The sequence below is a fragment of the Paracidovorax wautersii genome, assembly GCF_900113035.1.
Lineage (GTDB): Bacteria > Pseudomonadota > Gammaproteobacteria > Burkholderiales > Burkholderiaceae_C > Paracidovorax > Paracidovorax wautersii.
In genome coordinates, this window is record NZ_FONX01000001.1 from 218,679 (window position 1) to 242,557 (window position 23,879).

Annotated in this window: 22 protein-coding genes; 19 read left to right on the top strand and 3 right to left on the bottom strand. The window is 69.6% G+C overall.

All coding sequences use genetic code 11. The features are described 5' to 3' along the window. Window positions 1-118: 118 nt before the first annotated feature. The 19 genes from serC (at window position 119) to BM070_RS00925 (ending at window position 19,847) form a co-directional block, all read left to right on the top strand. Window positions 119-1,228: a 3-phosphoserine/phosphohydroxythreonine transaminase gene (gene serC / locus BM070_RS00835; protein WP_092936651.1), complete on the top strand. Its 1,110-nt coding sequence runs from the start codon at window positions 119-121 to the stop codon at window positions 1,226-1,228. A gap of 52 nt (window positions 1,229-1,280) precedes the next feature. Next, on the top strand, window positions 1,281-2,381 hold the full coding sequence (pheA, locus tag BM070_RS00840) for a prephenate dehydratase (protein ID WP_092936653.1): 1,101 nt from the start codon (window positions 1,281-1,283) through the stop codon (window positions 2,379-2,381). Between the two features lie 42 nt (window positions 2,382-2,423). Then, window positions 2,424-3,311: a prephenate dehydrogenase gene (locus BM070_RS00845; RefSeq protein WP_092936655.1), complete on the top strand. Its 888-nt coding sequence runs from the start codon at window positions 2,424-2,426 to the stop codon at window positions 3,309-3,311. After that, complete coding sequence (locus tag BM070_RS00850) at window positions 3,311-5,338, top strand: bifunctional 3-phosphoshikimate 1-carboxyvinyltransferase/cytidylate kinase (RefSeq protein ID WP_092936657.1); 2,028 nt, start codon at window positions 3,311-3,313, stop codon at window positions 5,336-5,338. The genes BM070_RS00845 and BM070_RS00850 overlap by 1 nt, the downstream gene beginning before the upstream one ends. Window positions 5,339-5,522: 184 nt before the next feature. Next, complete coding sequence (gene rpsA, locus BM070_RS00855) at window positions 5,523-7,211, top strand: 30S ribosomal protein S1 (RefSeq protein ID WP_092936659.1); 1,689 nt, start codon at window positions 5,523-5,525, stop codon at window positions 7,209-7,211. A gap of 135 nt (window positions 7,212-7,346) precedes the next feature. Further along, window positions 7,347-7,658, top strand: coding sequence for an integration host factor subunit beta (locus tag BM070_RS00860; RefSeq protein ID WP_092936661.1), 312 nt, complete (start codon window positions 7,347-7,349; stop codon window positions 7,656-7,658). A gap of 164 nt (window positions 7,659-7,822) precedes the next feature. After that, a complete protein-coding gene (locus BM070_RS00865) occupies window positions 7,823-8,173 on the top strand; it encodes a LapA family protein (RefSeq protein WP_092936663.1) in 351 nt (116 codons plus the stop codon). Continuing rightward, window positions 8,163-9,320, top strand: a complete 1,158-nt coding sequence (lapB, locus tag BM070_RS00870; RefSeq protein WP_092936665.1) for a lipopolysaccharide assembly protein LapB — start codon at window positions 8,163-8,165, stop codon at window positions 9,318-9,320. The genes BM070_RS00865 and lapB overlap by 11 nt, the downstream gene beginning before the upstream one ends. Before the next feature lie 81 nt (window positions 9,321-9,401). Continuing rightward, complete coding sequence (locus BM070_RS00875; protein ID WP_092936667.1) at window positions 9,402-9,761, top strand: ComEA family DNA-binding protein; 360 nt, start codon at window positions 9,402-9,404, stop codon at window positions 9,759-9,761. A gap of 134 nt (window positions 9,762-9,895) precedes the next feature. Continuing rightward, window positions 9,896-12,871 (top strand): monovalent cation/H+ antiporter subunit A, encoded by a 2,976-nt coding sequence (locus BM070_RS00880; RefSeq protein ID WP_092936669.1) that lies wholly within the window; start codon window positions 9,896-9,898, stop codon window positions 12,869-12,871. After that, window positions 12,871-13,236 carry a Na+/H+ antiporter subunit C gene (locus tag BM070_RS00885; RefSeq protein WP_092936671.1) on the top strand — a complete coding sequence of 122 codons (366 nt, stop codon included), beginning with the start codon at window positions 12,871-12,873 and terminating at the stop codon, window positions 13,234-13,236. Before BM070_RS00880 ends, BM070_RS00885 begins: the two co-directional genes overlap by 1 nt. Continuing rightward, on the top strand, window positions 13,233-14,972 hold the full coding sequence (locus BM070_RS00890) for a monovalent cation/H+ antiporter subunit D (protein WP_092936673.1): 1,740 nt from the start codon (window positions 13,233-13,235) through the stop codon (window positions 14,970-14,972). Before BM070_RS00885 ends, BM070_RS00890 begins: the two co-directional genes overlap by 4 nt. Further along, window positions 14,969-15,466 (top strand): Na+/H+ antiporter subunit E, encoded by a 498-nt coding sequence (locus BM070_RS00895; protein WP_434803154.1) that lies wholly within the window; start codon window positions 14,969-14,971, stop codon window positions 15,464-15,466. Before BM070_RS00890 ends, BM070_RS00895 begins: the two co-directional genes overlap by 4 nt. Then, a complete protein-coding gene (locus tag BM070_RS00900) occupies window positions 15,463-15,744 on the top strand; it encodes a K+/H+ antiporter subunit F (RefSeq protein ID WP_092936675.1) in 282 nt (93 codons plus the stop codon). Before BM070_RS00895 ends, BM070_RS00900 begins: the two co-directional genes overlap by 4 nt. Continuing rightward, window positions 15,741-16,112 carry a monovalent cation/H(+) antiporter subunit G gene (gene mnhG / locus BM070_RS00905; protein WP_092936677.1) on the top strand — a complete coding sequence of 124 codons (372 nt, stop codon included), beginning with the start codon at window positions 15,741-15,743 and terminating at the stop codon, window positions 16,110-16,112. Before BM070_RS00900 ends, mnhG begins: the two co-directional genes overlap by 4 nt. A gap of 92 nt (window positions 16,113-16,204) precedes the next feature. Then, on the top strand, window positions 16,205-18,052 hold the full coding sequence (locus tag BM070_RS00910; protein ID WP_092936679.1) for a M14 family metallopeptidase: 1,848 nt from the start codon (window positions 16,205-16,207) through the stop codon (window positions 18,050-18,052). A gap of 36 nt (window positions 18,053-18,088) precedes the next feature. Further along, a complete protein-coding gene (gene crcB / locus BM070_RS00915; protein ID WP_092936681.1) occupies window positions 18,089-18,478 on the top strand; it encodes a fluoride efflux transporter CrcB in 390 nt (129 codons plus the stop codon). A gap of 99 nt (window positions 18,479-18,577) precedes the next feature. Next, window positions 18,578-19,441 (top strand): LOG family protein, encoded by an 864-nt coding sequence (locus BM070_RS00920; protein ID WP_092936683.1) that lies wholly within the window; start codon window positions 18,578-18,580, stop codon window positions 19,439-19,441. Between the two features lie 16 nt (window positions 19,442-19,457). After that, window positions 19,458-19,847 carry a RidA family protein gene (locus BM070_RS00925; RefSeq protein WP_092936685.1) on the top strand — a complete coding sequence of 130 codons (390 nt, stop codon included), beginning with the start codon at window positions 19,458-19,460 and terminating at the stop codon, window positions 19,845-19,847. Window positions 19,848-19,856: 9 nt separating this feature from the next. On the opposite strand, the gene BM070_RS00930 is transcribed toward BM070_RS00925, so the two are convergent. The 3 genes from BM070_RS00930 to BM070_RS00940 all read right to left on the bottom strand — a co-directional run bounded on the left by BM070_RS00930 (window position 19,857) and on the right by BM070_RS00940 (window position 23,843). Beyond that, window positions 19,857-21,050, bottom strand: coding sequence for an MFS transporter (locus BM070_RS00930; protein WP_092936687.1), 1,194 nt, complete (start codon window positions 21,048-21,050; stop codon window positions 19,857-19,859). 1 nt (window position 21,051) lies between these two features. After that, entirely contained in the window at window positions 21,052-22,779 is a 1,728-nt protein-coding gene (locus BM070_RS00935) for a DNA recombination protein RmuC (protein WP_092936689.1), read from the bottom strand. 77 nt (window positions 22,780-22,856) lie between these two features. Continuing rightward, window positions 22,857-23,843 (bottom strand): 2-hydroxyacid dehydrogenase, encoded by a 987-nt coding sequence (locus BM070_RS00940; RefSeq protein WP_092936691.1) that lies wholly within the window; start codon window positions 23,841-23,843, stop codon window positions 22,857-22,859. Between the last annotated feature and the right edge of the window lie 36 nt (window positions 23,844-23,879).

A 23,879-nucleotide genomic window follows, 5' to 3' on the forward strand; every position in this document is an offset into this window, starting at 1 on the left:
CCGCGCCGCACCGGCAGCGCCCGCCACAGGGCGCCGCCGGAAGAGCGCTACTTTATTGATAGCTGCAAGCGCTGATGCATCAAGCGCTGCAGGCCATTTTCATTCGCAAGCACCGACCATGAACCGCCCCTACAACTTCTCCGCCGGCCCGGCCGCCATTCCCGTCGAAGTGCTGCAGCAGGCTGCGGCGGAGATGCTCGACTGGCAGGGCAGCGGCATGAGCGTGATGGAGATGAGCCACCGCGGCAAGGAATTCATCTCGATCTACGAGCAGGCCGAGGCCGATCTGCGCGAGCTGCTCGCCGTGCCGCCGGAATTCAAGATCCTCTTCATGCAGGGCGGCGGCCTGGCCGAGAACGCCATCGTGCCACTGAACCTCTCGCGCGCCGCCACCGTCGATATGGTGCTGACCGGCAGCTGGAGCCAGAAGTCGCAGAAGGAAGCGCGCAAGTACGCGGCCGAAGTGCACGTGGCGGCCTCCGGCGAAGCCAGCGGCTTCACCACCCTGCCCGACCCCGCCACCTGGCAGCTGAGCCGCGGCGCGAGCTACCTGCACCTGTGCAGCAACGAGACCATCCACGGCGTCGAATTCCACGAGCTGCCCGACCTGAAGGCCCTGGGCAGCGACGCGCCGCTGGTCATCGACTTCTCCTCGCACGTCGCATCGCGCCCGGTCGATTGGTCGCGCGTGGGCCTGGCCTTCGGCGGCGCGCAGAAGAACCTGGGCCCGGCCGGGCTCACGCTGGTCATCGTGCGCGAGGACCTGCTGGGCCACGCCCTGCCCGCCTGCCCCAGCGCCTTCGACTACAAGACCGTGGCCGACAACCAGTCGATGTTCAACACCCCGCCGACCTGGGGCATCTACATCGCGGGCCTGACCTTCCAGTGGCTCAAGCGCCAGCGCGAGGGCGACGCCACCGGCGTGGCCGCCATCGAGCGCCGCAACATCGCCAAGGCCGACCGGCTCTACGGCTACATCGACCAGTCGCAGCTCTACCTGAACAAGGTGGCCGCGAACGCGCGCTCGCGCATGAACATTCCCTTCTTCCTGCGCGACGAGTCGCGCAACGACGCCTTCCTGGCCGGCGCCAAGCAGCGCGGCCTGCTGCAGCTCAAGGGCCACAAGTCCGTGGGCGGCATGCGCGCCAGCCTCTACAACGCCATGCCGATGGAAGGCGTCGAGGCACTGATCGCCTACCTGCAGGAATTCGAGCGGCAGCACGCCTGAAGCCTCCGCGCCTCGCCCCACCCGCCCGCTCACGCCGCCCCACACACACCCGATGTCCACCACCCCGCAAGCCTCCTCCGATCTCGCCAGCCTGCGCGTGCAGATCGACCACATCGACCAGCAACTGCTCACCCTGCTCAACCAGCGCGCCCTGGTGGCCGAGCAGGTCGGCGAGGTCAAGAAGCGCGAAGGCACGCCCTTCTTCCGCCCCGACCGCGTGGCGCAGGTCATCGACAAGATCCAGACCGCCAACCCCGGCCCGCTCAAGGGCCCGCACGTGGCCGCCATCTGGCGCGAGATCATGTCCGCCTGCCTGGCGCTCGAAGCGCCCCAGCGCGTGGCCGTGCTGGGCCCGGCAGGCACCTTCTGCGAACAGGCCGCCGTCGAATTCTTCGGCGGCGCGGCCGACCTGATGTATTGCGCCAACTTCGACGAGGTGTTCCACGCCACGGCCGCCGGCAGCGCGCAGTACGGCGTGGTGGGCGTGGAGAACTCGGTCGAGGGCGTGGTCACGCGCTCGCTCGACCTCTTCCTGCACACGCCCTGCCATGTGGTGGGCGAAGTCAGCCTGCTGGTGCGCCACAACCTGCTGCGCCAGTCGAACTCGCTCGACGGCATCGAGGCCGTGCTGGCCCATCCGCAAGCGCTGGCGCAGTGCCAGAGCTGGCTCTCCAAGCACCTGCCGCATGCCGAGCGCCGCCCGGTCTCCAGCAATGCCGAGGGCGCGCGCCTGGCCGCCACCAACCCGGCCTGGGCCGGCATCGCCAGCGAGCGCGCCGCCTCGCAGTTCGGCCTGCACATCGTCTCGCACGCCATCCAGGACGACGCCTACAACCGCACCCGCTTCGCCGTCATCTGCCTGCCGCACACGCTGCCCACGCCGCCGGCCAGCGGCAAGGACTGCACCAGCCTCGTCATCTCCGTGCCCAACCAGCCCGGCGCGGTGCACGACCTGCTGGTGCCGCTCAAGAAGCACGGCGTGTCGATGACGCGCTTCGAATCGCGCCCGGCGCGCACCGGCCAGTGGGAGTACTACTTCTACATCGACCTCGACGGCCATCCCTCGCAGCCGCATGTCGGCCGTGCGCTGGAAGAGCTGCGCAGCCTCTGCGCGTTCTACAAGGTGCTGGGCTCGTATCCGGTGGCGCCATGAGCCGGGGCGCAGTCGCAGGCCGCCCGCAAACGCGAGGCGGCCATGTTTGAACAGCTCGGCCTCATCGGCTGCGGGCTGATGGGCGGCTCCTTCGCGCTGGCGCTCAAGAAAGCCGGGCTGGTCAAGCGCGTGGTGGGCTACAGCAAGTCGCCCTCCACCACCGACCGGGCCCGGCAGCTGGGCGTGATCGACGTCGAGGCGCCCTCCGCCCTGCTGGCCGCTGCCGGCGCCGACATCGTGCTGCTGGCCGTGCCCGTGGCCGCGACGCAAGACACGCTCAAGGCGATCAAGCACCTGGTCACGCCGCAGATGCTGGTCATGGACGTGGGCTCCACCAAGACCGACGTGGTGCACGCCGCGCGCCAGGCCCTGCGCGACCGGGTCGGCTCCTTCGTGCCGGCCCACCCGGTCACGGGGCGCGAAGTCTCGGGCGTCGAATATGCCGATGCGGATCTCTACCAAGGCCGGCAGGTCATCCTGACGCCGACGGAGCGCACCCTGTCCGCGCAGCTGCAGAAGGCCGAGAGCGTGTGGACCGCGCTGGGCTGCCGCGTGCAGAGCATGTCGCCCGAATCGCACGACACCGCCTTCGCCGCCATCAGCCACCTGCCCCACATGCTGGCCTTCGCCATGATGAACGGCATCACGGCCCAGGCCGAGGGCGAGACCTTCCTCTCGGTCGCAGGCCCGGGCTTTCGCGACTTCACCCGCATCGCCGCCGGCGACGCCAAGATGTGGCGCGACATCCTGCTGGCCAACCGCGACGAGCTGCTGGCGCAGTCGGCCCACTTCCGCCAGGCCCTGACCGACTTCGAGCAGGCCGTCCAGCAAGGCGACGGCCAGGCCATCGAAAACCTCATCACCCTGGCCAGCGAAACCCGCGCCCACTGGCGCATGGGCGCGCAGCGCACGCACAAAGCCGTCTCCTGATGTACACCACCGCCTTTCTCGATCTCCCCCCTCTCGCCACGGCGGCCGGCAGCGTGCAGCTGCCGGGCTCCAAGAGCATTTCCAACCGCGTGCTGCTGCTGGCGGCGCTGAGCGAAGGCACGACCGAGGTCCACGACCTGCTGGCCTCCGACGACACCCGCGTCATGCTGGACGGCCTGCGCCAGATCGGCTGCGGCGTGCAGCAGACAGGCAGCACGGTGCGCATCACCGGCCTGGGCGAGCGCGCGCCGCAGTCGCCCCAGAAGCTCTTCCTGGGCAATGCCGGCACGGCCATGCGCCCGCTGACGGCGGCGCTGGCGCTGCTGGGCGGCGAATTCGAGCTCTCCGGCGTGCCGCGCATGCACGAGCGCCCCATCGGCGACCTGGTGGCCGCGCTGCGCCAGCTCGGCTGCCGCATCGACTACCTGGGCAACGACGGCTTTCCGCCGCTGCGCATCGCCCATGCGGACGGCGTTCCGGCCCTGGCGCTGGACCAGCCCATCCAGGTCCGCGGCGACGTCTCCAGCCAGTTCCTGACCGCCCTGCTCATGGCCCTGCCGCTGGTGGCGCGCACGCAGGACGTGGTGATCGACGTAGTGGGCGAACTCATCTCGCGCCCCTACATCCACATCACGCTGGAGCTGCTGGCGCGCTTCGGCATCGCCGTGCGGCACGACCAGTGGCAGCGTTTCACCATCCCCGCCGGCAGCAAGTACCGCTCGCCGGGCAGCATCCACGTCGAGGCGGATGCTTCCTCCGCCAGCTATTTCATCGCGCTGGGCGCGCTCGCGGCGGGTGCTGACGGGGCCGAAGGCCTGCAGGTCCTGGGCGTGGGCCGGGATTCGATCCAGGGCGACATCCGCTTCGTCGAAGCCGCCCAGGCCATGGGCGCAGAGGTCGAAAGCGGCCCCAACTGGCTGCGCATCCGCCGCGGCGCCTGGCCGCTCAAGGCCATCGACCTGGACTGCAACCACATCCCCGACGCCGCCATGACGCTGGCCGTGATGGCGCTCTATGCCGACGGCACCACCACGCTGCGCAACATCGCCAGCTGGCGCGTGAAGGAAACCGACCGCATCGCCGCCATGGCCACCGAGCTGCGCAAGCTGGGCGCCACGGTGGAAGAAGGCCCGGACTTCATCCGCGTGACGCCGCTCGCCACGCCGGCCGACTGGCGCGCCGCCAGCATCCACACCTACGACGACCACCGCGTGGCGATGTGCTTTTCGCTCGCGGCGTTCAACCCGGCTGGGCTGCCCGTGCGCATCCTCGATCCGCAGTGCGTCGCCAAGACCTTCCCGGATTATTTCGAGGCCCTGTTCTCGGTCGCCCGGACGCCCACCGCCCGCATTCCGGTGATCTGCATCGACGGCCCCACGGCCTCGGGCAAGGGCACCGTGGCCGCCGCCGTGGCCGAACGCCTGGGCTACCGCTTCCTCGATTCGGGCGCCATGTACCGCATCACCGCCCTGGCCGCCACGCGGGCGGGCCTGCTGATCGACGCCGGGCACGAAGCGCGCATCGCCGCCCTGGCGCGCGCCCTGCCCGTGCGCTTCGAGGCCGGCCGCATCTGGCTGGGCGAAGACGACGTGACCGATGCCATCCGCACCGAAGAGGCCGGCATGAACGCCTCGCGCGTGTCCGCCCTGCCCCAGGTGCGCGAGGCGCTGGTCGAGCTGCAGCACAGCTTCCAGCGCCTGCCGGGCCTGGTGGCGGACGGCCGCGACATGGGCACGGTGATCTTCCCCGAGGCCCCGCTCAAGGTCTATCTGACGGCCAGCGCCGCCTGCCGCGCCGAGCGCCGCCATAAACAATTGATTTCAAAGGGAATTTCGGCTAACATAGACGACCTTCGCGCCGACTTGGAGGCGCGCGATGCCCGGGACAGTTCCCGCAGCGTCGCGCCGCTCAAGCCCGCGCAGGATGCCCTGGTGCTGGACAACTCCCTGCTGACGATCGACGAGGCCGTCGAGCAGGTGGTCGCTTGGTGGCAGGAGCGCCAGCCCTTTTCTGCAACGCAGCACTGAGGCCGGCACCCGCAGGGTCTCGTCGCCCTGCACCGAGGCCCACCAAGCCGGCGTCGCGCCATACGCGCCCGGCCCCCGTGGTTTTCAACCTAACCGCGGCTCCCCGCCGCAAAACCTCCGCAGGCAGTCTTAGAAACGGTGGCAATGGTGCTCCCGGAAACCTGTTTGCGGCTCTAGGAAATACATGTCTGAATCTTTTGCCGCCCTTTTTGAAGAGTCGTTGTCGCGCACCGAAATGCGCCCCGGCGAAGTCATCACCGCGGAAGTCGTGCGCGTCGAGCACAACTTCGTCGTGGTGAACGCAGGCCTCAAGTCCGAAGCCTACGTGCCGCTGGAAGAGTTCAAGAACGACAAGGGCGAAGTGGAAGTCCAGGTCGGCGACTTCGTCTCCGTGGCCATCGGCTCCATCGAAAACGGCTACGGCGACACCATCCTGTCGCGTGACACCGCCAAGCGTCTGGCCTCCTGGCTGGCGCTGGAAAAGGCCCTGGAATCCGGCGAATTCGTCACCGGCACGACCAGCGGCAAGGTCAAGGGCGGCCTGACGGTGCTGGTCAACGGCATCCGCGCCTTCCTGCCCGGCTCCCTGATCGACACCCGTCCGATCAAGGACCTGACCCCCTACGAGAACAAGACCCTGGAATTCAAGGTCATCAAGCTCGACCGCAAGCGCAACAACGTGGTGCTGAGCCGCCGCGCCGTGGTGGAAGCCTCCATGGGCGAAGAGCGCGCCAAGCTGATGGAAACCCTCAAGGAAGGCTCCATCGTCCAAGGCGTGGTCAAGAACATCACCGAATACGGTGCGTTCGTGGACCTGGGCGGCATCGACGGCCTGCTGCACATCACCGACATGGCATGGCGCCGCGTGCGTCACCCCTCCGAAGTGGTGACGGCTGGCCAGGAAATCACGGCCAAGATCCTGAAGTTCGACACCGAGAAGAACCGTGTCTCGCTGGGTCTGAAGCAAATGGGCGACGATCCCTGGATGGGCGTCTCGCGCCGCTACCCCCAAGGCACCCGCCTGTTCGGCAAGGTCACGAACATCGCCGACTACGGCGCGTTCGTGGAACTGGAACCCGGCATCGAAGGCCTGGTCCACGTGTCCGAAATGGACTGGACGAACAAGAACATCGCTCCTTCCAAGCTCGTGTCGCTGGGTGACGAAGTCGAAGTCATGGTCCTCGAGATCGACGAAGACAAGCGCCGTATCAGCCTGGGCATGAAGCAGTGCAAGGCCAACCCGTGGCAAGAGTTCGCCCAGAACACCAAGCGCGGCGACCGCGTGAAGGGCCCGATCAAGTCGATCACCGACTTCGGCGTGTTCGTGGGTCTGGCTGCCGGCATCGACGGCCTGGTTCACCTGTCCGACCTGTCCTGGAACGAGCCCGGCGAAGCCGCCGTGCGCAACTACAAGAAGGGCCAGGAAGTCGAAGCCATCGTGCTGGCCGTGGACGTGGACCGCGAACGCATCTCCCTGGGCATCAAGCAGCTCGACGGCGACCCGTTCACCACCTTCGTGACGGTGAACGACAAGGGCCAGACGGTGACCGGCAAGGTCAAGACCGTCGATGCCCGCGGCGCTGAAATCGACCTGGGCGAAGACATCGTCGGCTACCTGCGCGCTTCGGAAATCTCCCGCGACCGCGTGGAAGATGCCCGCAACGTGCTGAAGGAAGGCGACGAAGTCACGGCCGTGGTGGTGAACGTGGATCGCAAGACCCGCAACATCCAGCTGTCGATCAAGCAAAAGGACATGGCCGACGAACAAGGCGCCATGGCCAGCCTGTCGCAGCAATCGAGCCGCGAAAGCGCCGGTACGACCAGCCTGGGCGCCCTGCTGCGCGCCAAGCTGGACAACAACTCCGACAAGTAAGCCGGAGCAGCCTCACTAGCAGGCTCAAACCCGCCGGCGCCCAGCGTCGGCGGGCCGCAGCGGGCGCCTCGGGCGCCCGTATTTTTTGGCAGATCCTGCACTGCCGACGGTTCTGCAAAGAAGCCCTCCATTCCCATGACCCGATCTGACCTCGTCGAAGAACTGGCCGCACGATTCGGCCAGCTCACCCAGCGGGATGCCGAGCATGCCGTCAAGACCATCCTGGACGCCGTGGGCGATGCCCTGGTGCGCGGCCACCGCATCGAGATCCGCGGGTTCGGTAGCTTTTCGGTCAACCGCCGCCCGCCCCGCATGGGCCGCAATCCGCGCAGCGGCGAGGCCGTCGCCATCCCCGAAAAGCGCGTGCCGCACTTCAAGCCGGGCAAGGCTCTGCGCGAAGCGGTCGATCAGCGCACCGCCGAGCTCAAAGACGCCGCCGGCAGCTGACCGTCACGCTATCGAAAAGATAGCTGGCTGCGCAGACAGGACGAGCGCCCAGGGCCTCCAAGCCCTGGCACCGCTGGTGATCCCGGCCCCAGGCCGCGCACTGCACCCCGCCCGCCCCGGGCCAGGGTGCTGACCGTAGAATGCCCCCTCCACCGGGGAGACACATGAAATACCTTCTGTGGCTGCTCAAGGCAGCCATTTTTTTTACGCTCTTCGCCTTCGCGCTGAACAACCAGCAGGACGCCACCGTGCACTTCTTCTTCGGCACGCAGTGGCGCGCGCCGATGGTGCTGGTGGTGCTCACAGCCTTCGCTGCCGGACTGGTGGTGGGCGTGCTCGGCATGGTGCCGCGCTGGTGGAAGCACCGCAGCGCAGCGCGCAAGGCGGTGGCCGCGCAGCCACAGGCGCCCGCCGCGGCCTCCCCGGCGGCCGAAGACCTGAGCGCACCGCCCGCCGGCGCCTACGCACCCGCCTCCCCCCTCACCACGCCACAGCCCCCGTTCCATGGAATTTGATCTCAGCTGGATATTGCTCGGCTTTCCCCTCGCCTTCGGGCTGGGCTGGCTGGCATCGCGTTTCGACCTGCGCCAGCTGCGCGAAGAGAACCGCCGCGCGCCCAAGGCGTACTTCAAGGGCCTGAACTACCTGCTTAACGAGCAGCAGGACCAGGCCATCGACGCCTTCATCGAGGCCGTCCAGAACGACCCCGACACTTCCGAGCTGCACTTCGCGCTGGGCAACCTCTTCCGGCGCCGGGGCGAATACAACCGCGCCGTGCGGGTGCACGAGCACCTGCTCTCGCGCGGCGACCTGAGCCGGGCCGACCGCGAGCGCGCCCAGCACGCGCTGGCGCTGGACTTCCTCAAGGCCGGGCTGCTCGACCGGGCCGAAGACGCCCTGCGGCGCCTCGAAGACACGCCGTTCGAGAACCAGGCGCGCCTGGCCCTGCTGGCGATCTACGAGCGCTCGCGCGACTGGCCCCAGGCCGCCGCCATCGCCAGCAAGATGCAGGGCTCGCACCAGGGCGATTTCGGCCCGCGCCAGGCGCATTACCTGTGCGAGCAGGCCCTGACGCACGCGGCCCAGGGCGATCTGGCCGCCGCGCAGCGGCAGCTCGAAGAAGCGATCGCCGCAGCCCCCGCGGCCCCCCGCGCCCGCATCGAACTGGCCCGGCTGCTGCAGCGCCGGGGCGACGCCGCCGGCGCGCTGGCCACGCTGCTGCAGCTGGCGGACGACGCCCCCATCGCCCTGCCGCTGGCAGCGCCGCTGCTGGTGGAGCTGGCCGGCGCCACGGGCCGTGCGGCCGAGGTGCGCGCCCTGCTGCTGCGCCACTACGAGCAAAGCCATTCGCTCGACCTGCTCGAAGGCATCGTCGCGCTGGACACGGCCGCCGCCGGCCCGCAGGGCCCCGCCCGCGAATGGTATGTGCGCCACCTGGAAACCGAGCCCTCGCTGGTCGCCGCCGCGAAGTGGCTGGCGAACGAGCGCTTCGACCATGAGGAATTCCACCCCCAGGTGCAGCGCGCGCTCGACGCCGCCACCAAGCCGCTCACGCGCTACCGCTGCGCCGCCTGCGGCTTCGAGGCACGCCAGCACTTCTGGCAGTGCCCGGGGTGCCAGAGCTGGGACAGCTACCCGGCCCGCCGGGTGGAAGAGCTGTAAGAACGTGTTCACGATCTAAGCTCCGCACAGCCCCGCCGAGAGCCCGGACCGCCTGAACCGAAGCGAGGAAGAAAGGCCGCCATGCACCCCAAGACGCTTGCCGCTGCAATCCTCTGGTGCTGGGCTGCCGCCGTCCACGGGGCGGCGCCGGTGGAGGCCAACCTCGCCACCGAGGCGCAGCTCGACAGCGTCCGGGGCATCGGGCCGGCCACGTCGGCGCGCATCCTGGCCGCCCGCCGCAGCGCGGCCTTCAAGGACTGGAACGATCTCATCGCCCGCGTGCCGGGCATCGGCACGGGCACGGCCAGGAAGCTCTCGGCAGAGGGCCTGACGGTCAACGGCGAGGGCTTCGCAGACGCTCGCCCAGCCCCGGGCCACACGCCCAACACAGAGCCCGCACCGGGTTCGGACCGCTCCGCGCCGCACTCGCCACCGCCGTAGGCCAGGCGCCGACGACGCTTCCAGGCACTGTCCGACACGACCCCTCCAGTGCCCCGCCAACCCGCGGCCAATGGCCGTCTGCCGCTCAGGTTTTCATAGCGGCCCGAAATGCGTGCCCGTAGAATGGAACGCACATGCCACTCATCCTCCTCGTCCTTCTGCCGTTCCTGGGCAGTGTGCTGGCCGCCCTGCTGCCCGCCAATGCCCGCAATGCCGAATCGACGCTCGCCGGTGCGATCGCGGTGTTCTGCACCGTGCAGGTGGCACTGTGCTTTCCCGATGTCGCCGCGGGCGGGGTGCTGCGGCAGGAGATCACCTGGCTGCCCTCGCTGGGGCTGAACCTCGTCATCCGCATGGATGGCTTCGCCTGGATGTTCTGCATGCTGGTGCTGGGCATCGGCTCGCTGGTGGTGCTCTACGCGCGCTACTACATGTCGGCGGCCGACCCGGTGCCGCGCTTCTTCTCGTTCTTCATGGCCTTCATGGGCGCCATGACGGGCGTCGTGCTCTCGGGCAACATCATCCAGCTCGCCTTCTTCTGGGAGCTGACGAGCCTTTTCTCGTTCCTGCTGATCGGCTACTGGCACCACCGCAAGGACGCCCGCCGCGGCGCGCGCATGGCGCTCACGGTGACCGGCACCGGCGGCCTGTGCATGCTGGCCGGCATGCTGGTGATCGGCCACATCGTGGGCAGCTACGACCTGGACCACGTGCTGGCCGCCGCCGAGCAGGTGCGCCACCATCCGCTCTACCTCACGGCCCTGGTGCTGGTGCTGCTGGGCGCGCTCACCAAGAGCGCGCAGTTCCCGTTCCAATTCTGGCTGCCCAACGCCATGGCCGCGCCCACGCCGGTCTCGGCCTACCTGCATTCGGCGACGATGGTGAAGGCCGGCGTCTTCCTGCTGGCGCGCTTCTGGCCGGTGCTGGGCGATACCGAGCCCTGGTTCTGGCTGGTGGGCGGCGCCGGCATGTGCACGCTGCTGGTGGGCGGCTACGCGGCCATGTTCCAGCATGACCTCAAGGGCCTGCTGGCCTACTCCACCATCTCGCACCTGGGCCTGATCACGCTGCTGCTCGGGCTCAACAGCCCGCTGGCGGCCGTGGCCGCCGTCTTCCACATCATGAACCACGCGACCTTCAAGGCCTCGCTCTTCATGGCAGCGGGCATCGTGGACCATGAATCGGGCACGCGCGACATCCGCCGGCTCTCGGGCCTGCGCACCATGATGCCGGTGACGGCCACGCTGGCGATGGTGGCCAGCGCGTCGATGGCCGGCGTGCCGCTGCTCAACGGTTTCCTGTCCAAGGAAATGTTCTTCGCAGAGACGGTCTACATCAACGCCTCGCCCTTCGTCTCCATGGCCCTGCCCATCGCGGCCACCATCGCCGGCGTGTTCAGCGTGGCCTATTCGCTGCGCTTCATCGTCGATGTGTTCTGGGGCCCGCGCGCCACCGACCTGCCCCGCGAGCCGCACGAGCCGCCGCACTGGATGCGCGTGCCGGTCGAGCTGCTGGTGCTGGCCTGCCTGGTGGTCGGCATCTTCCCCTCCTGGTCGGTAGGCAAGTACCTCGCCGCCGCCGCGCTGCCGGTGGTGGGGGGCAAGCTGCCCGAATACAGCCTGGCCATCTGGCACGGCTTCAACACGCCGCTGGTGATGAGCATCATCGCCATGGCGGGCGGCATCGCGCTCTACCTGCTGCTGCGCTGGCAGCGCAAGGCCGGCCACGTGGATGCGCCGCCGCTCATGCACCGCATCAGCGGCCAGCGGATCTTCGAAGGCGCCATGGCCCTGCTCACGCAGGCGGGCCGCGCCGGCCGCCAGCTCCTGTCCACCCAGCGGCTGCAGTGGCAGATGCTCTGGCTGGTGCTGGCCTCGCTCGCAGCCGGCACCATGCCGCTCTGGACGCAAGGGCTGCAGCTGGGCGACCGGGGCACGCTGGCGCTCTCGCCCACCTTCGTGCTGCTCTGGGTGCTGGGCAGCATCTGCGCCGTCACCGCCGCATGGCAGGCCAAGTACCACCGGCTGGCCGCGCTCACGCTGCTGGGCGCGACGGGGCTGTGCGTCTGCATCACCTTCCTCTGGTTCTCCGCGCCCGATCTGGCGCTGACGCAGCTGGTGGTCGAGATCGTCACCACCGTGCTGGTGCTGCTGGGCCTGCGCTGGCTGCCGCGGCGCGACGAGAGCCTTCGCGGCGCCGGCGTGAGCCTCGCCCTGGCGCGGGCGCGGCGCCTGCGCGATCTGTTCATCGCCCTGGCGGCCGGCGGCGGCATGGCCTGGCTGGCGTTCGCCATGATGAGCCGGCCGTTCGCCGACAGCACCTCGACCTTCTTCCTCGAACGCGCGCTGACCGAAGGCGGCGGCACCAACGTGGTCAACGTGGTGCTGGTGGACTTCCGCGGCTTCGACACCTTCGGCGAGATCGTGGTGCTGGGCATCGTCGCGCTCACCGTGTATGCGCTGCTGCGCCGCTTCCGCCCCGCGCGCGAAACCATGGACCTGCCCGAGCAGCAGCGCCTGCTGCCGGCCGACCTGCAGACCGACCTGCTGAACCCGCGCAACGCCTCCGACACCGCCATCGGCTACCTGATGGTGCCCGCCGTGCTGGTGCGGCTGCTGCTGCCCTTCGCGCTGCTGGTGTCGTTCTACCTCTTCATGCGCGGCCACAACCAGCCGGGCGGCGGCTTCGTGGCCGGGCTGGTGCTGTCGGTGGCGCTGCTGCTGCAGTACATCATCTCGGGCACCGAATGGGTGGAGGCGCACCTGCCGCTCTACCCGCGCCGCTGGATCGGCGTGGGCCTGCTCTTCGCGCTGGCCACCGGGGCGGGCGCGGTGGTGCTGGGCTACCCCTTCCTCACCAGCCACACGGCGCACTTCACGCTGCCGGTGATCGGCGAGATCCACGTCGCCAGCGCGCTCTTCTTCGACATCGGCGTGTTCGCCATCGTCGTCGGCTCCACGCTGCTGATGCTCACGGCCATCGCCCACCAATCCGTGCGCGGCCACCGCTACCACGCGCGCCTGATGGAAGAGGCCGCCGAAGCCGCCGGAGGCGCTGAAGCCCCGGCCACGGAACCCGCACCCAACCCACTCACCGCAGGAGGCCGCTGATGGAAATCGTTCTCGCCATCGCCATCGGCGTGCTCACCGGCTCGGGCGTCTGGCTGCTGCTGCGCCCACGGACCTTCCAGGTCATCATGGGCCTGTCGCTGCTGTCGTACGCGGTCAACCTGTTCATCTTCAGCATGGGCCGGCTGGGCCTGGCCGTTGACAAGGAGCCGGTGCTGATCGCCGGCGTGCCGCAGGATCTGCAGCACTACGCCGACCCCATGCCCCAGGCCCTGGTGCTCACGGCCATCGTCATCGGCTTCGCCATGACGGCGCTCTTCCTGGTCGTGCTGCTGGCCTCGCGCGGCATCTCCGGCACCGACCACGTGGACGGCGACCGCGCCAAAGACCTGCAGGAGATGCCATGACCGCCTGGGCATCCTTCGTCTCCTCGCTGATGCCGCACCTGATGCTGGCGCCCATCATGCTGCCGCTGCTCACGGGCGCGCTGATGCTGCTGCTGCGCGAGGAGCGCCAGCGGCTCAAGCTCGGCGTGAACATGGCCTCCACGCTGCTGGGCCTGATCATCGCCATCGCCCTCATGCAGTGGACGCACAAGGCCGGCGCCCCCGCGTCGATGGGCGTCTATCTGCCCGGCAACTGGCCCGCGCCCTTCGGCATCGTGCTGGTGCTGGACCGCCTCTCGGCCCTGATGCTGGTGCTGACCAGCGGCATCGCGCTGTGCTCCATCGTCTTCGCCGCATCGCGCTGGCACCGGGCGGGCGTGCACTACCACCCGCTGTTCCAGTTCCAGCTGATGGGGCTGGCGGGCGCCTTCCTCACGGCCGACCTGTTCAACCTGTTCGTGTTCTTCGAGATCATGCTCGCCGCCTCCTACGGGCTGGTGCTGCACGGCTCGGGCCGCACGCGCATCCAGTCGGGCCTGCACTACATCGCCATCAACCTCGCGGCCTCGTCGCTGTTCCTCATCGGCGCCTCGATGCTCTACGGCATCACCGGCACGCTGAACATGGCCGATCTGGCGCGCAGCATTCCGCAGGTGGCGGCGGCCGACCGGGGCCTGCTGCATGCGGCGGCGGGCATCCTGGCCACGGCCTTCCTCATCAAGGCCGCCGTCTGGCCGCTCAACTTCTGGCTGGTGCCGGCCTACAGCGCGGCGACGGCGCCGGTGGGCGCGCTCTTTGCGCTCATGACCAAGGTCGGCGTCTATACCCTGCTGCGCCTCTGGACGCTGATGTTCAGCAGCGAGGCCGGGGCCTCGGCCCTCTTCGGCAGCCTCTGGCTCATCGGCGCCGGCATGGTCACCATGGCGTTCGCGGCCATCGGCATGCTGGGCTCGCAGCGGCTCGCCAATCTGGCGGGGTATGCGGCCATCCTCTCCTCCGGCACGCTGCTGGCGGCGGCCGGGTTCGGGCAGAACGTGCTCACCGCCGGGCTGCTCTACTACCTGCCCAGCTCCACGCTGGCCGTGAGCGCCCTCTTCCTGCTGGCCGACCTGATCGACCGCTGGCGCAACGACGGCGCCTCGCTCGCGCCGTACGAGACCGACGGCGACGCGCCCTTCCTCAACGCCCAGCTGATGCCCACCACCGGCATCAACCTGGACGAGGACGAGGTCGCGCTCATCGGCCGCGCCATCCCCGCTGCCGCAGCCTTCCTGGGCCTGGCCTTCCTCACCTGCACGCTGGTCATCGCCGGGCTGCCGCCGCTCTCGGGCTTCGTCGGCAAGTTCGCCATGCTGACCGCGCTGCTCAATCCGCTGGGCCTGGGTTCTTCGGCCGGCAACCAGCCGGGCCTGCCGGGCTGGACGCTGGTGGCCCTGCTGATCGCCACCGGGCTGATGGCGCTGATCGCGCTCACACGCGCCGGCATCCGCCACTTCTGGGCCAGCCACGACCGGCCCACGCCGCAGCTGCGCGTGGCCGAGGGCCTGCCCATCGCCGTGCTGCTGGCCGCCTGCGTGCTGCTCACCGTGCGTGCCGAGAGCGTGATGCGCTACATGCAGGCCACGGCCAACGTGCTGCACGACCCATCGACCTATGTGCGCGCCGTGATGTCCGCGCGCCCCGTGCCCGGCCCGGTCGCGGCCGGCGCCCCGGCGGATACCGCCGCCGTGCTGGGCATTTCCGGAGGCACGCCATGAGCCTGCTGCGCCGCATCTTCCCCGCCCCGCTGCTGTCGGTGGCGCTCTTCGCCACCTGGCTGCTGCTCAATGGCTCGCTCGGCGCCGGGCAGCTGGTGCTGGCCACGCTGGTGGCCGTCGTCATTCCGGTGCTGACCCGCGGGCTGAGGCCGCTGCCGGTGCGGGTGCGCAGGCCCGGCACGGTGCTGCGGCTGGCGGCCACCGTGGTGGCGGACACCGCCGCGTCCAACTGGGCGGTGCTGCGCTTCCTGGCCTTTCCGTCGCTGCGCCGCCACCCGTCCTGCTTCGTGCACATTCCGCTGGACCTGCGCGACCCCAACGCGCTGGCCGTGCTGGCGGTGATCGTCTGCATCACGCCCGGCACCTCGTGGGCCGAGCTGTCGCTGGACCGCTCGGTACTGCTGCTGCACGCGCTGGAGGTGGGCGATCCGCAGGAGCTCATCGACCACATCAAACAGCGCTACGAACGCCCGCTGATGGAGATCTTCGAATGACCAGCCCGGTGCTCTCGTGGGCCCTGCCCATCGCCCTCTTCATCCTGGCGCTGGCCATGGCCTGCTGCCTGATCCGCGTGCTGCGCGGCCCCTCGGCGCAAGACCGCGTGCTGGCGCTGGACTGCACCTATCTCAACGGCATGCTGATCATGCTGGTGCTGGGCATCTATTACGGCAGTACCAACTATTTCGAGGCGGCGCTGCTGATCGCCCTGCTGGGCTTCGCCAGCTCCACGGCCATGGCCAAGTTCCTGCTGCGCGGCGAGGTGATCGAATGACCGAAAGCACGCTGCCGCTCTGGGCCGAGATCGCCATCGCCGTGCTGGTGCTGGCGGGCTCGCTGATCGCGCTGCTGGGCTCGCTGGGCCTGTTGCGGCTGAAGACGTATTTCGAGCGCGTCCACGCCCCGTCCGTCATCGCCACCATGGGCTGCTGGTGCATCATGCACGGCACCATCCTGTATTTCTCGCTGCAGAGCGGGGGCCTCGCCATCCACGCGCTGCTGATCGCGCTCTTCATCGCCATCACCGTGCCGGTGACCAACATCTTCCTGATGCGCGCCGCGCTCTTCCGCGCCCGCCGCGCCGGCAAGGACGTGCCGGGCAGCCTGAGCCGCATCGTGCACAGCGACGAGCGCGACTCCTGACACCACGCGCACACCCAGCCCCGCACCGCTTCAAAAAACATAGCACACTGCGCAGGCAGCACGGGCGCAGTGCGCATATCGGAGCCTGATCCATGGCCAGCAGCCCCACCCCCACCGAACGCCCCGCCGAAGACCGGCTGCTGATCGACGCCACCGTGCCGCGCACGCTGGCCGCCTGGGTGGAGCGCTTCAGCCAGCCCGCGTGGGCCGGCACGCATGTGCAGGGCTGGCTGTTCGAAGACGCCGCCGCGCGCCGCGCCGCCGAAGAGGCCCTGGCCCGGGCCGGCGTGCAGGCGCGCTTGCACAGCGCCTACAAGCCGCTGCTACACCACTTCCTGGAAGCGCTGGACATCGCGCAGATCGCACAGGCCGTGGTGCGCTACCCCAGCGCGGCACCGGCCTCCGGGCGGCGCTTTCTGCTGGAGGCCTACCCGCTCGCCGGCCTGCTGCCCGAAGGGGCCCTGCGGTTCGAGCCCTTGGCCGCCGCATCCGCCGATGACCTGGCTGCGCTGCATTACGAGGTCGAAGCCACGTTTCACGACGGCAGCCTGCACCGCGCCCGCGTCTTCGCGCCCAACCGCCGCCACACCGACGCCATCGGCCAGCCGCAGCTCTCGCCCACCGGCTGGCTGCGCGTGGGCAGCGCGCCCGGCACCGCCGACCGGCTGGACGCGCCCCAGGCCACCGACTACGAACAGCTCTTCGGCCTGGCCCTGCACAGCGTGCAGACGCAGCCCTGGGGCCGGCAGGAGCCCTACTTCGAGCGCCTGCAGATCCGCATCGACACGCCCGGCCTGGAGTACGCCCTGCCCGTGGGCGACGAGCGCGTGAGCACGCACGAGGCGCTGCACGAAGACCTCTACTTCTCGCTGCTCGAATGGTTCCAGCAGCACTCCGGCCGGCCGACGGGCGACCGCCACCTGCAGCCCGGCCAGGTGGTGCCCGACGTGCGCCCGCTGGCGGCCGGTGCCCTGCCACGCCTGCGCATCGCGCTGCAGCGCTTCGACGTGGCAGCGCAGGACGCCGCCGCCTGGGCCGAGGCCGATGCGCCCGGCCAGCCCCTGCATGCGCTGCGGCAGGCCATCGCGCCGGGCCGCATCGCGCAGGTGCTGGATGCGCTCGCCCGGCCCGGCGTGCAGCGCCTGGGCGCCACCTCGCGCCAGGGCCGCACCGTGCAGGGCCTCTACCAGCCGGGCAGCGGCGCGCCCGTGCTCATCAGCGCCGGCCAGCATGCGAACGAGACCTCGGGCGTGGTCGGCGCGCTGCGCGCCGCCCAGGCGCTGCAGGGCCAGCCGGGCGCGCACTTCGCGCTGATCGCGCTGGAGAATCCCGACGGCTACGCCCTGCACCGCGAGCTGGGCGCGCAGCACCCGCACCACATGCACCATGCGGCGCGCTACAGCGCCCTGGGCGACGACATCGAACACCGCACCCCGCCACTGCCGCTATACGAGCGTGCCGCGCGCGAAGAGGCGCTGGCGCTCTCCGGCGCCGGCCTGCACATCAACCTGCACGGCTACCCGGCGCACGAATGGACGCGGCCGCTCACCGGCTACGTGCCGCGCGGCTTCGAGCCCTGGATGCTGCCCAAGGGCTTCTTCCTGATCCTGCGGCACCATGCGGGCCACGGCGCGCAGGCGCGGGCGCTGCTGCAGGCCGTGGCCGCCGCGCTGCGCGAGGTGCCGGGCCTGGCCGAATTCAACGCCCGCCAGATGGCGCTCTACGAGCGGCATGCCGGCCCCATCCCGTTCGAGACGCTGCACGGCTTCGCCTACACCATCACCGAGAACCCGCGCGACGCCGCCGTCACGCTGATCACCGAATTCCCCGACGAAACCGTGCATGGCGAGGCCTTCCACTTCGCGCACACCGTGCAGATGCACGCCACGCTGGCCGCCGTGGCCGCCTGGCAACGCATTGCCGCAGACGGCAAGCCCTGAAGCGGCCGCGAGGGAAGGCCGCTAGCATTGCCCGCCATGCTTGCCGTTCTTTCCATTTCCATCGGCGCCAGCCTGGGCGCGCTGCTGCGCTGGCAGCTGGGCCTGTGGCTCAGCACCGGCAGTTCGCTGATCCCCTGGGGCACGCTGGCGGCCAACCTCATCGGCGGCTACCTGATCGGCGTGTGCGTGGGCGTGTTCCAGCAATTGCCGCAACTCGACCCGGCCTGGCGCCTGGCCATCGTCACTGGCTTTCTGGGCGGGCTCACCACCTTCTCCAGCTTCTCGGCCGAGGTGGTGGGCATGCTGATGCAGGAGCGCTGGCTGCTGGCCGGCGGCACCGCGCTGGTCCACGTCTGCGGCTCCCTGCTGATGACCTGGGTGGGCCTGCAGACCGTCGCGCTGCTCTGGCCCGCACTGCGCGGCTGACCCGCCCTGGCAGCGTTACTATCACTTCCGTAGCTGCCCGCGCACAGAACGCGGGCGCTATTGCCGGATTTGCCCCCTCATCACTTTTCCCGTTTCGCCATGGAAGCCACCAACGACCTGAACGACAGCCGCCTGGCCAATGCCTGGGCCGAGCTGCAGAACCACGCCATCAACGGCAACCCGCTGCACGCCGACGCCTACCGGCTCGCGTTCGCGGATCCCGAGTTCCTGCTGCGGCGGGAAACGCGCGGCATCCGCTTCCAGCTGGAAATGCTCAAGCCCGACCTGGGCCAGACCGCGCAAGGCATCGAGAACACGGTGGTGGTCTATGGCAGCGCGCGCTTTCTCTCGCCCGAAGAAGCCGCAGAGCAGCTGCAGGCCGCCGAAGCCAGCGGCGACGCGGCCCGCATCGCCCGCGCCCAGCTGGCCGTGAAGAACGCCCGCTACTACGACCTGGCCCGCCAGTTCGCGCGCATCGTGGCCGAGCACAGCGAGGCCCAGCCCCCGGCCGAGCGCCTCTACATCTGCACCGGCGGCGGCCCCGGCATCATGGAAGCGGCCAACCGCGGCGCGCACGAAGTGGGCGCGCTGAACGTGGGCCTGAACATCGCGCTGCCGCACGAGCAAAGCGGCAACCGCTTCATCTCGCCGTCGCTCAGCTACAAGTTCCACTACTTCGCGCTGCGCAAGATGCACTTCATGATGCGCGCCAAGGCCCTGGTGGCCTTCCCCGGCGGCTTCGGCACGCTGGACGAGCTGTTCGAGGTGCTGACCCTGGTGCAGACCGGCAAGGCCAAGGCCGTGCCCATCGTGCTGTTCGGCTCCGAGTTCTGGAAGAAGCTGGTCAACTTCGATGCGCTGGTGGAGCAAGGCACCATCTCCGAAGCCGATCTGAAGCTCTTCCACTACGTCGATGAGCCCCAGCAAGCCTGGGACGTCATCAAGGCCTTCTACGCGATCTGACCCGGGGCCACGGAGCATGCAACAACGCCAGCTCATCGGTTCCGGCTCCGTCTTCGAAGAGCGGATCGGCTACTCGCGCGCCGTCGCGCAGGGGCCGTTCGTCTTCGTCTCCGGCACCACGGGCTTCGACTACGCCACGATGACCATCGAAGACGGCGTCGCGGCCCAGGCGGAGCAGTGCCTGAAGAACATCGACCACGCATTGCGCCAGGCCGGCTCCAGCCTGGCCGACGTGGTGCGGGTGACCTATGTGCTGCCCGACGGCGAAGACTTCGAGGCCTGCTGGCCGGTGCTGCAGAAGTACTTCGGCGCGGTGCGTCCGGCCGCGATGATGATCTCGGCCCGGCTGCTCGATCCGCGCATGAAGATCGAGATCGAAGTCACCGCGATGAGGCAGCAGGGCTGAGCGGCCCGCTCAGGGCGTGGCCGGCCCGGCGGCCTCCATGCGCCAGGCCATCCGCGCGCCCGCGCCCACCGTGGCGCCCACCACCCAGAAGAGCCCGCCCACGCCGATCAGCGCGCCGGCCGTGCCGAACAGCACCGGCATCAGCACGCTGGATGCGTTGATGGTCATCAGCCGCAGGCCCAGCGCCTCGCCATGGCGGTGGTGCGGCGTGATCTGGTGCAGCATGCTCATGATCATGGGCTGCACCGAACCGAGCGAAAAACCCAGCAGCACCGAGCAGATGCCCAGCGACAGCGCCGTGGGCAGCAGCGGATAGATGCCGAAGAGCAGCGCGGAGACCACCATCGCGCCCGTCACCACCACCGCCTCGCTCAGGCGCGAGGCCAGCAGCGGCATCAGCATGCGCACCAGCGCCGCCGCGATGGCGAAGCCGCCCAGGATGGTGCCGATCACCGAGGCCGACAGCCCGCGCTCGTGACCCAGCAGCGGCACGACGAAGGTGTGCACGTCCCAGCACGACGAGAGCAGCCAGTTCACCAGCAGCAGGCGCCGAAAGCGCGGCTCGGCCAGCAGATCCCAGGCGCGGGGGCGCGGCCCGTCGGTGGGAGCGGCCTCGACCGGCGGCAGCTCCACCGTGGCGCGCACCCAGAACCAGGTAGCCAGCGGCAGCGCCGCCAGCATGGCGAAGGCGGCGCGGTAGCCCGCCGTGCTGCCCGCACCCTCCCCCACCAGCGCGCCCGCATGGTCGATCAAGAGGCCCGCGAAGAAGGGCCCCAGGAAGTTCGATGCCGCCGGGCCGATGGCCAGCCAGCTGAACACGCGGCGCAGCTGCGTGGCGTCGTGCGCGGCGCGGCCCACATGGCGCTGCAGCGCGATCAGCGCCGCGCCCGAGGCACCGCCCGTCATCAGCGCCGCCAGGCACAGCACCGGGTACACCGGGAACACGAAGGCCAGCCCAGCGCCCGTGGCGGCCACCGCCACCGACCAACCCACGGGCCGCTTGAGCCCGCGCCGGTCGGCATAGCGGCCGGCGGGCAGCGCCAGAAAGACCTGGGTGAGCGCGAAGAGCGCCAGCAGCAGGCCCACGGCCATCGCGCTATAGCCCTCGCGCAGCGCAAGCAGCGGCGCGGCCAGGCGCATGCCGGCCATGCTGGCATGGATGCAGATCTGCCCCAGGATCAGCCGCGCGAGCGCCCAGTTCACGTCACTCGCCCTCGTCCTCCAGCGACAGGCCCGTCTGCGCCGCCGCGCCCGGCAGCGCGGTGCCCGCCGCCGTCGATGCGGTGGGCGCGGGCAGCTCCTGCACGTCGCGCAGCTTGCGCTGGATGGCGCGGGTGCGCACGCCCACGTCGTCGAACTTCTTGGCGGCCGCGTCGATGGACTTCTTGGCCGAATCGACGATCTCGCCGAACTTGGCGAACTCGGTCTTGACCGAACCCAGCACGCCCCAGACCTCCGACGAGCGCTTCTCGATCGCCAGCGTCTTGAAGCCCATCTGCAGGCTGCTGAGCATGGCCGCCAGGTTGGCCGGGCCGGTGATCATCACGCGGCAGTCGTTCTGCACCGCCTCCACCAGGCCGGGGCGGCGGATCACCTCGGCGAAGAGGCCTTCGGTGGGCAGGTAGAGCACGGCGAAGTCGGTGGTGTGCGGCGGCGAGACGTATTTGCTGAAGATCTTCCTGGCTTCGAGCTTGATGGAGGTCTCGAAGGCATTGCCGGCCGAGGCGATGGCGGCCTTGTCCGCCGCGTCCTGCGCGTCCAGCAGGCGCTGGTACTGCTCGACCGGGTACTTGGAGTCGATGGGCAGCCAGACGGGTTTTTCGTCCTGGCGGCCCGGCAGGCGGATGGCGAATTCGACCAGCTCGTCGCTGCCCGGCACGGCCTTGACGTTGCGCGCGAACTGGTCGGGCGTGAGCACGTTCTCGATGATGGCGCCCAGCTGCATTTCGCCCCAGGTGCCGCGCGTCTTCACGTTGGTCATCACGCGCTTGAGGTCGCCCACGCTGCCGGCCAGGGTCTGCATCTCGCCCAGGCCCTTGTGCACCTGCTCCAGCCGGTCGCTGACGAGCTTGAAGGATTCGCCCAGGCGCTGCTCCAGCGTGGCGTGCAGCTTTTCATCCACCGTGCGGCGCATCTCCTCGAGCTTGGCCGTGTTGTCGGCCTGGATGGCGGCCAGCCGCTCGTTGAGCGCGCCGCGCAGCGCCTCGGCGTTGTGCTGGCTGCCCTGGGCCATGGCGCCCAGCTGCTGCGAGACAGCGTCCTGCAGCACCGCGAACTGGTTGCGGATCTGCTGGCCATTGGCCTCCAGCTGGTCCTTCAGCGCGGCGGACACGGTGCCCAGCTGCGTGTGGATGTCGCCCTTGAGCGAATCGAGCGTGCCGCGCGTGGCGGCGGTCAGCGCCTCGAAGCGCTCCTGGATGCGCTGCTCGAAGAGCTGGGTGCTCTCGGCCATGGCCTCGCGCGAGCGGGCGCTGTCGGAGGCCAGCTGCTGCGCGGTCTGCGTGAGTTCGGTGCGGAAGGCGGCGAGCGTTTCCGACAGCTCCTTGCGCGCCACGGCGGCTTCGGACTGGCCCTGGGCCAGGCGCTGCTCCAGCTTGGCCTCGAAGGCGCCGAAGGCGGCCAGCAGCTCGGCGCGGCCGGTGCGCGATTCGGCCACGGCCTGCGCCAGGCGTTCATCGATCGCGCCGCGCAGGCTCTCCAGCGTGCCCTGCGTGAGCTGCGTGAAGCCGCGCAGCTGCTGGCCCATGGCGTCCAGCGCGCCGTCGTTCTTGGCCACCGACAGCTGCGTGGCCTGCACGCCGCGCTCCAGCGCCTGCAGCCGCTCCAGCCATTCGGGCGGCAGGTCCACGCGCGGGCGGCGCAGCAGCACGGCGCACACCAGCGCGGCGATGAGCAGCAGCAGCGCCAGGGCAAGAATCATCTCGAAGGTCATGTCTCAATAACTACAAAAAAGATAGCTGCCAGCCCTTTATGAATAAGGGCTGGCAGCTGATTTCATTTAAAAAACCGTCAGCTGCCCCGCCCGGCCGGCGTGTTCACCGGCGTGAGCGGCCCGCGCCCGTCGAAGAAGGCGATCAGGTTGTCCGCCGCCAGGTTGGCCATGGCCAGCCGCGTGGGCACGGTGGCGCTGGCGATATGCGGGGTCAGCACCACGTTGGGCACTTCCAGCAGCGCGGGATTCACCTCGGGCTCGCCCTCGAACACGTCCAGCCCGGCGGCGGCGATACGCCGCTCCTTCAGGGCCTGGGCCAGCGCCGCGTCATCGACGATGCCGCCGCGCGCGATGTTGATGAGGTTGGCCGTGGGCTTCATCTGCGCCAGCTCCGCCGCGCCGATGGTGTGGTGCGACTGCGGTGTGTAGGGCAGCACCAGCATCAGGTGGTCGGCCGTGCGCAGCAGCTCTTCCTTGCCGACGTAGCGGGCCTTGCACTCGGCTTCCAGCTCCGGGCTCAGGCGCGAGCGATTGTGGTAGATCACGTTCATGCCGAAGCCGTGCGCGCCCCGGCGGGCGATGCCCTGGCCGATGCGCCCCATGCCCAGGATGCCCAGCGTGCTGCCGTGGATGTCGCTGCCGGCGAACAGGTCGTAGCTCCAGCGGGTCCACTGGCCGGCGCGCAGGTAGTGTTCGCTCTCGGTCACGCGGCGGGCCGTGGCCATCAGCAGGGCGAAGCCGAAGTCGGCCGTGGTCTCGGTCAGCACGTCGGGCGTGTTGGTGCCCTGCACGCCGGCGGCGGTCATGGCGTCCACGTCGAAGTTGTTGTAGCCCACGGCCATGTTGGCGGCGATCTTCAGCCGGGGCACGGCGGCGAGCAGGGCCGCATCCACGCGCTGGCTGCCGGTGGTGAGCACGCCGTCCTTGTCCGCCAGGCGCTGGGCCAGCTCGGCGGGGGACCAGATCACGTCGTCCGGATTGGCCTCGACCTCGAAGTGCTGCGACAGGCGCTCCACCACTTCGGGAAAGATGTTGCGGGCGATGAGGATGCGGGGCTTGGACATGGCGGGAGTCATCCTTGGAAAGAAGAGGGAAAAAAT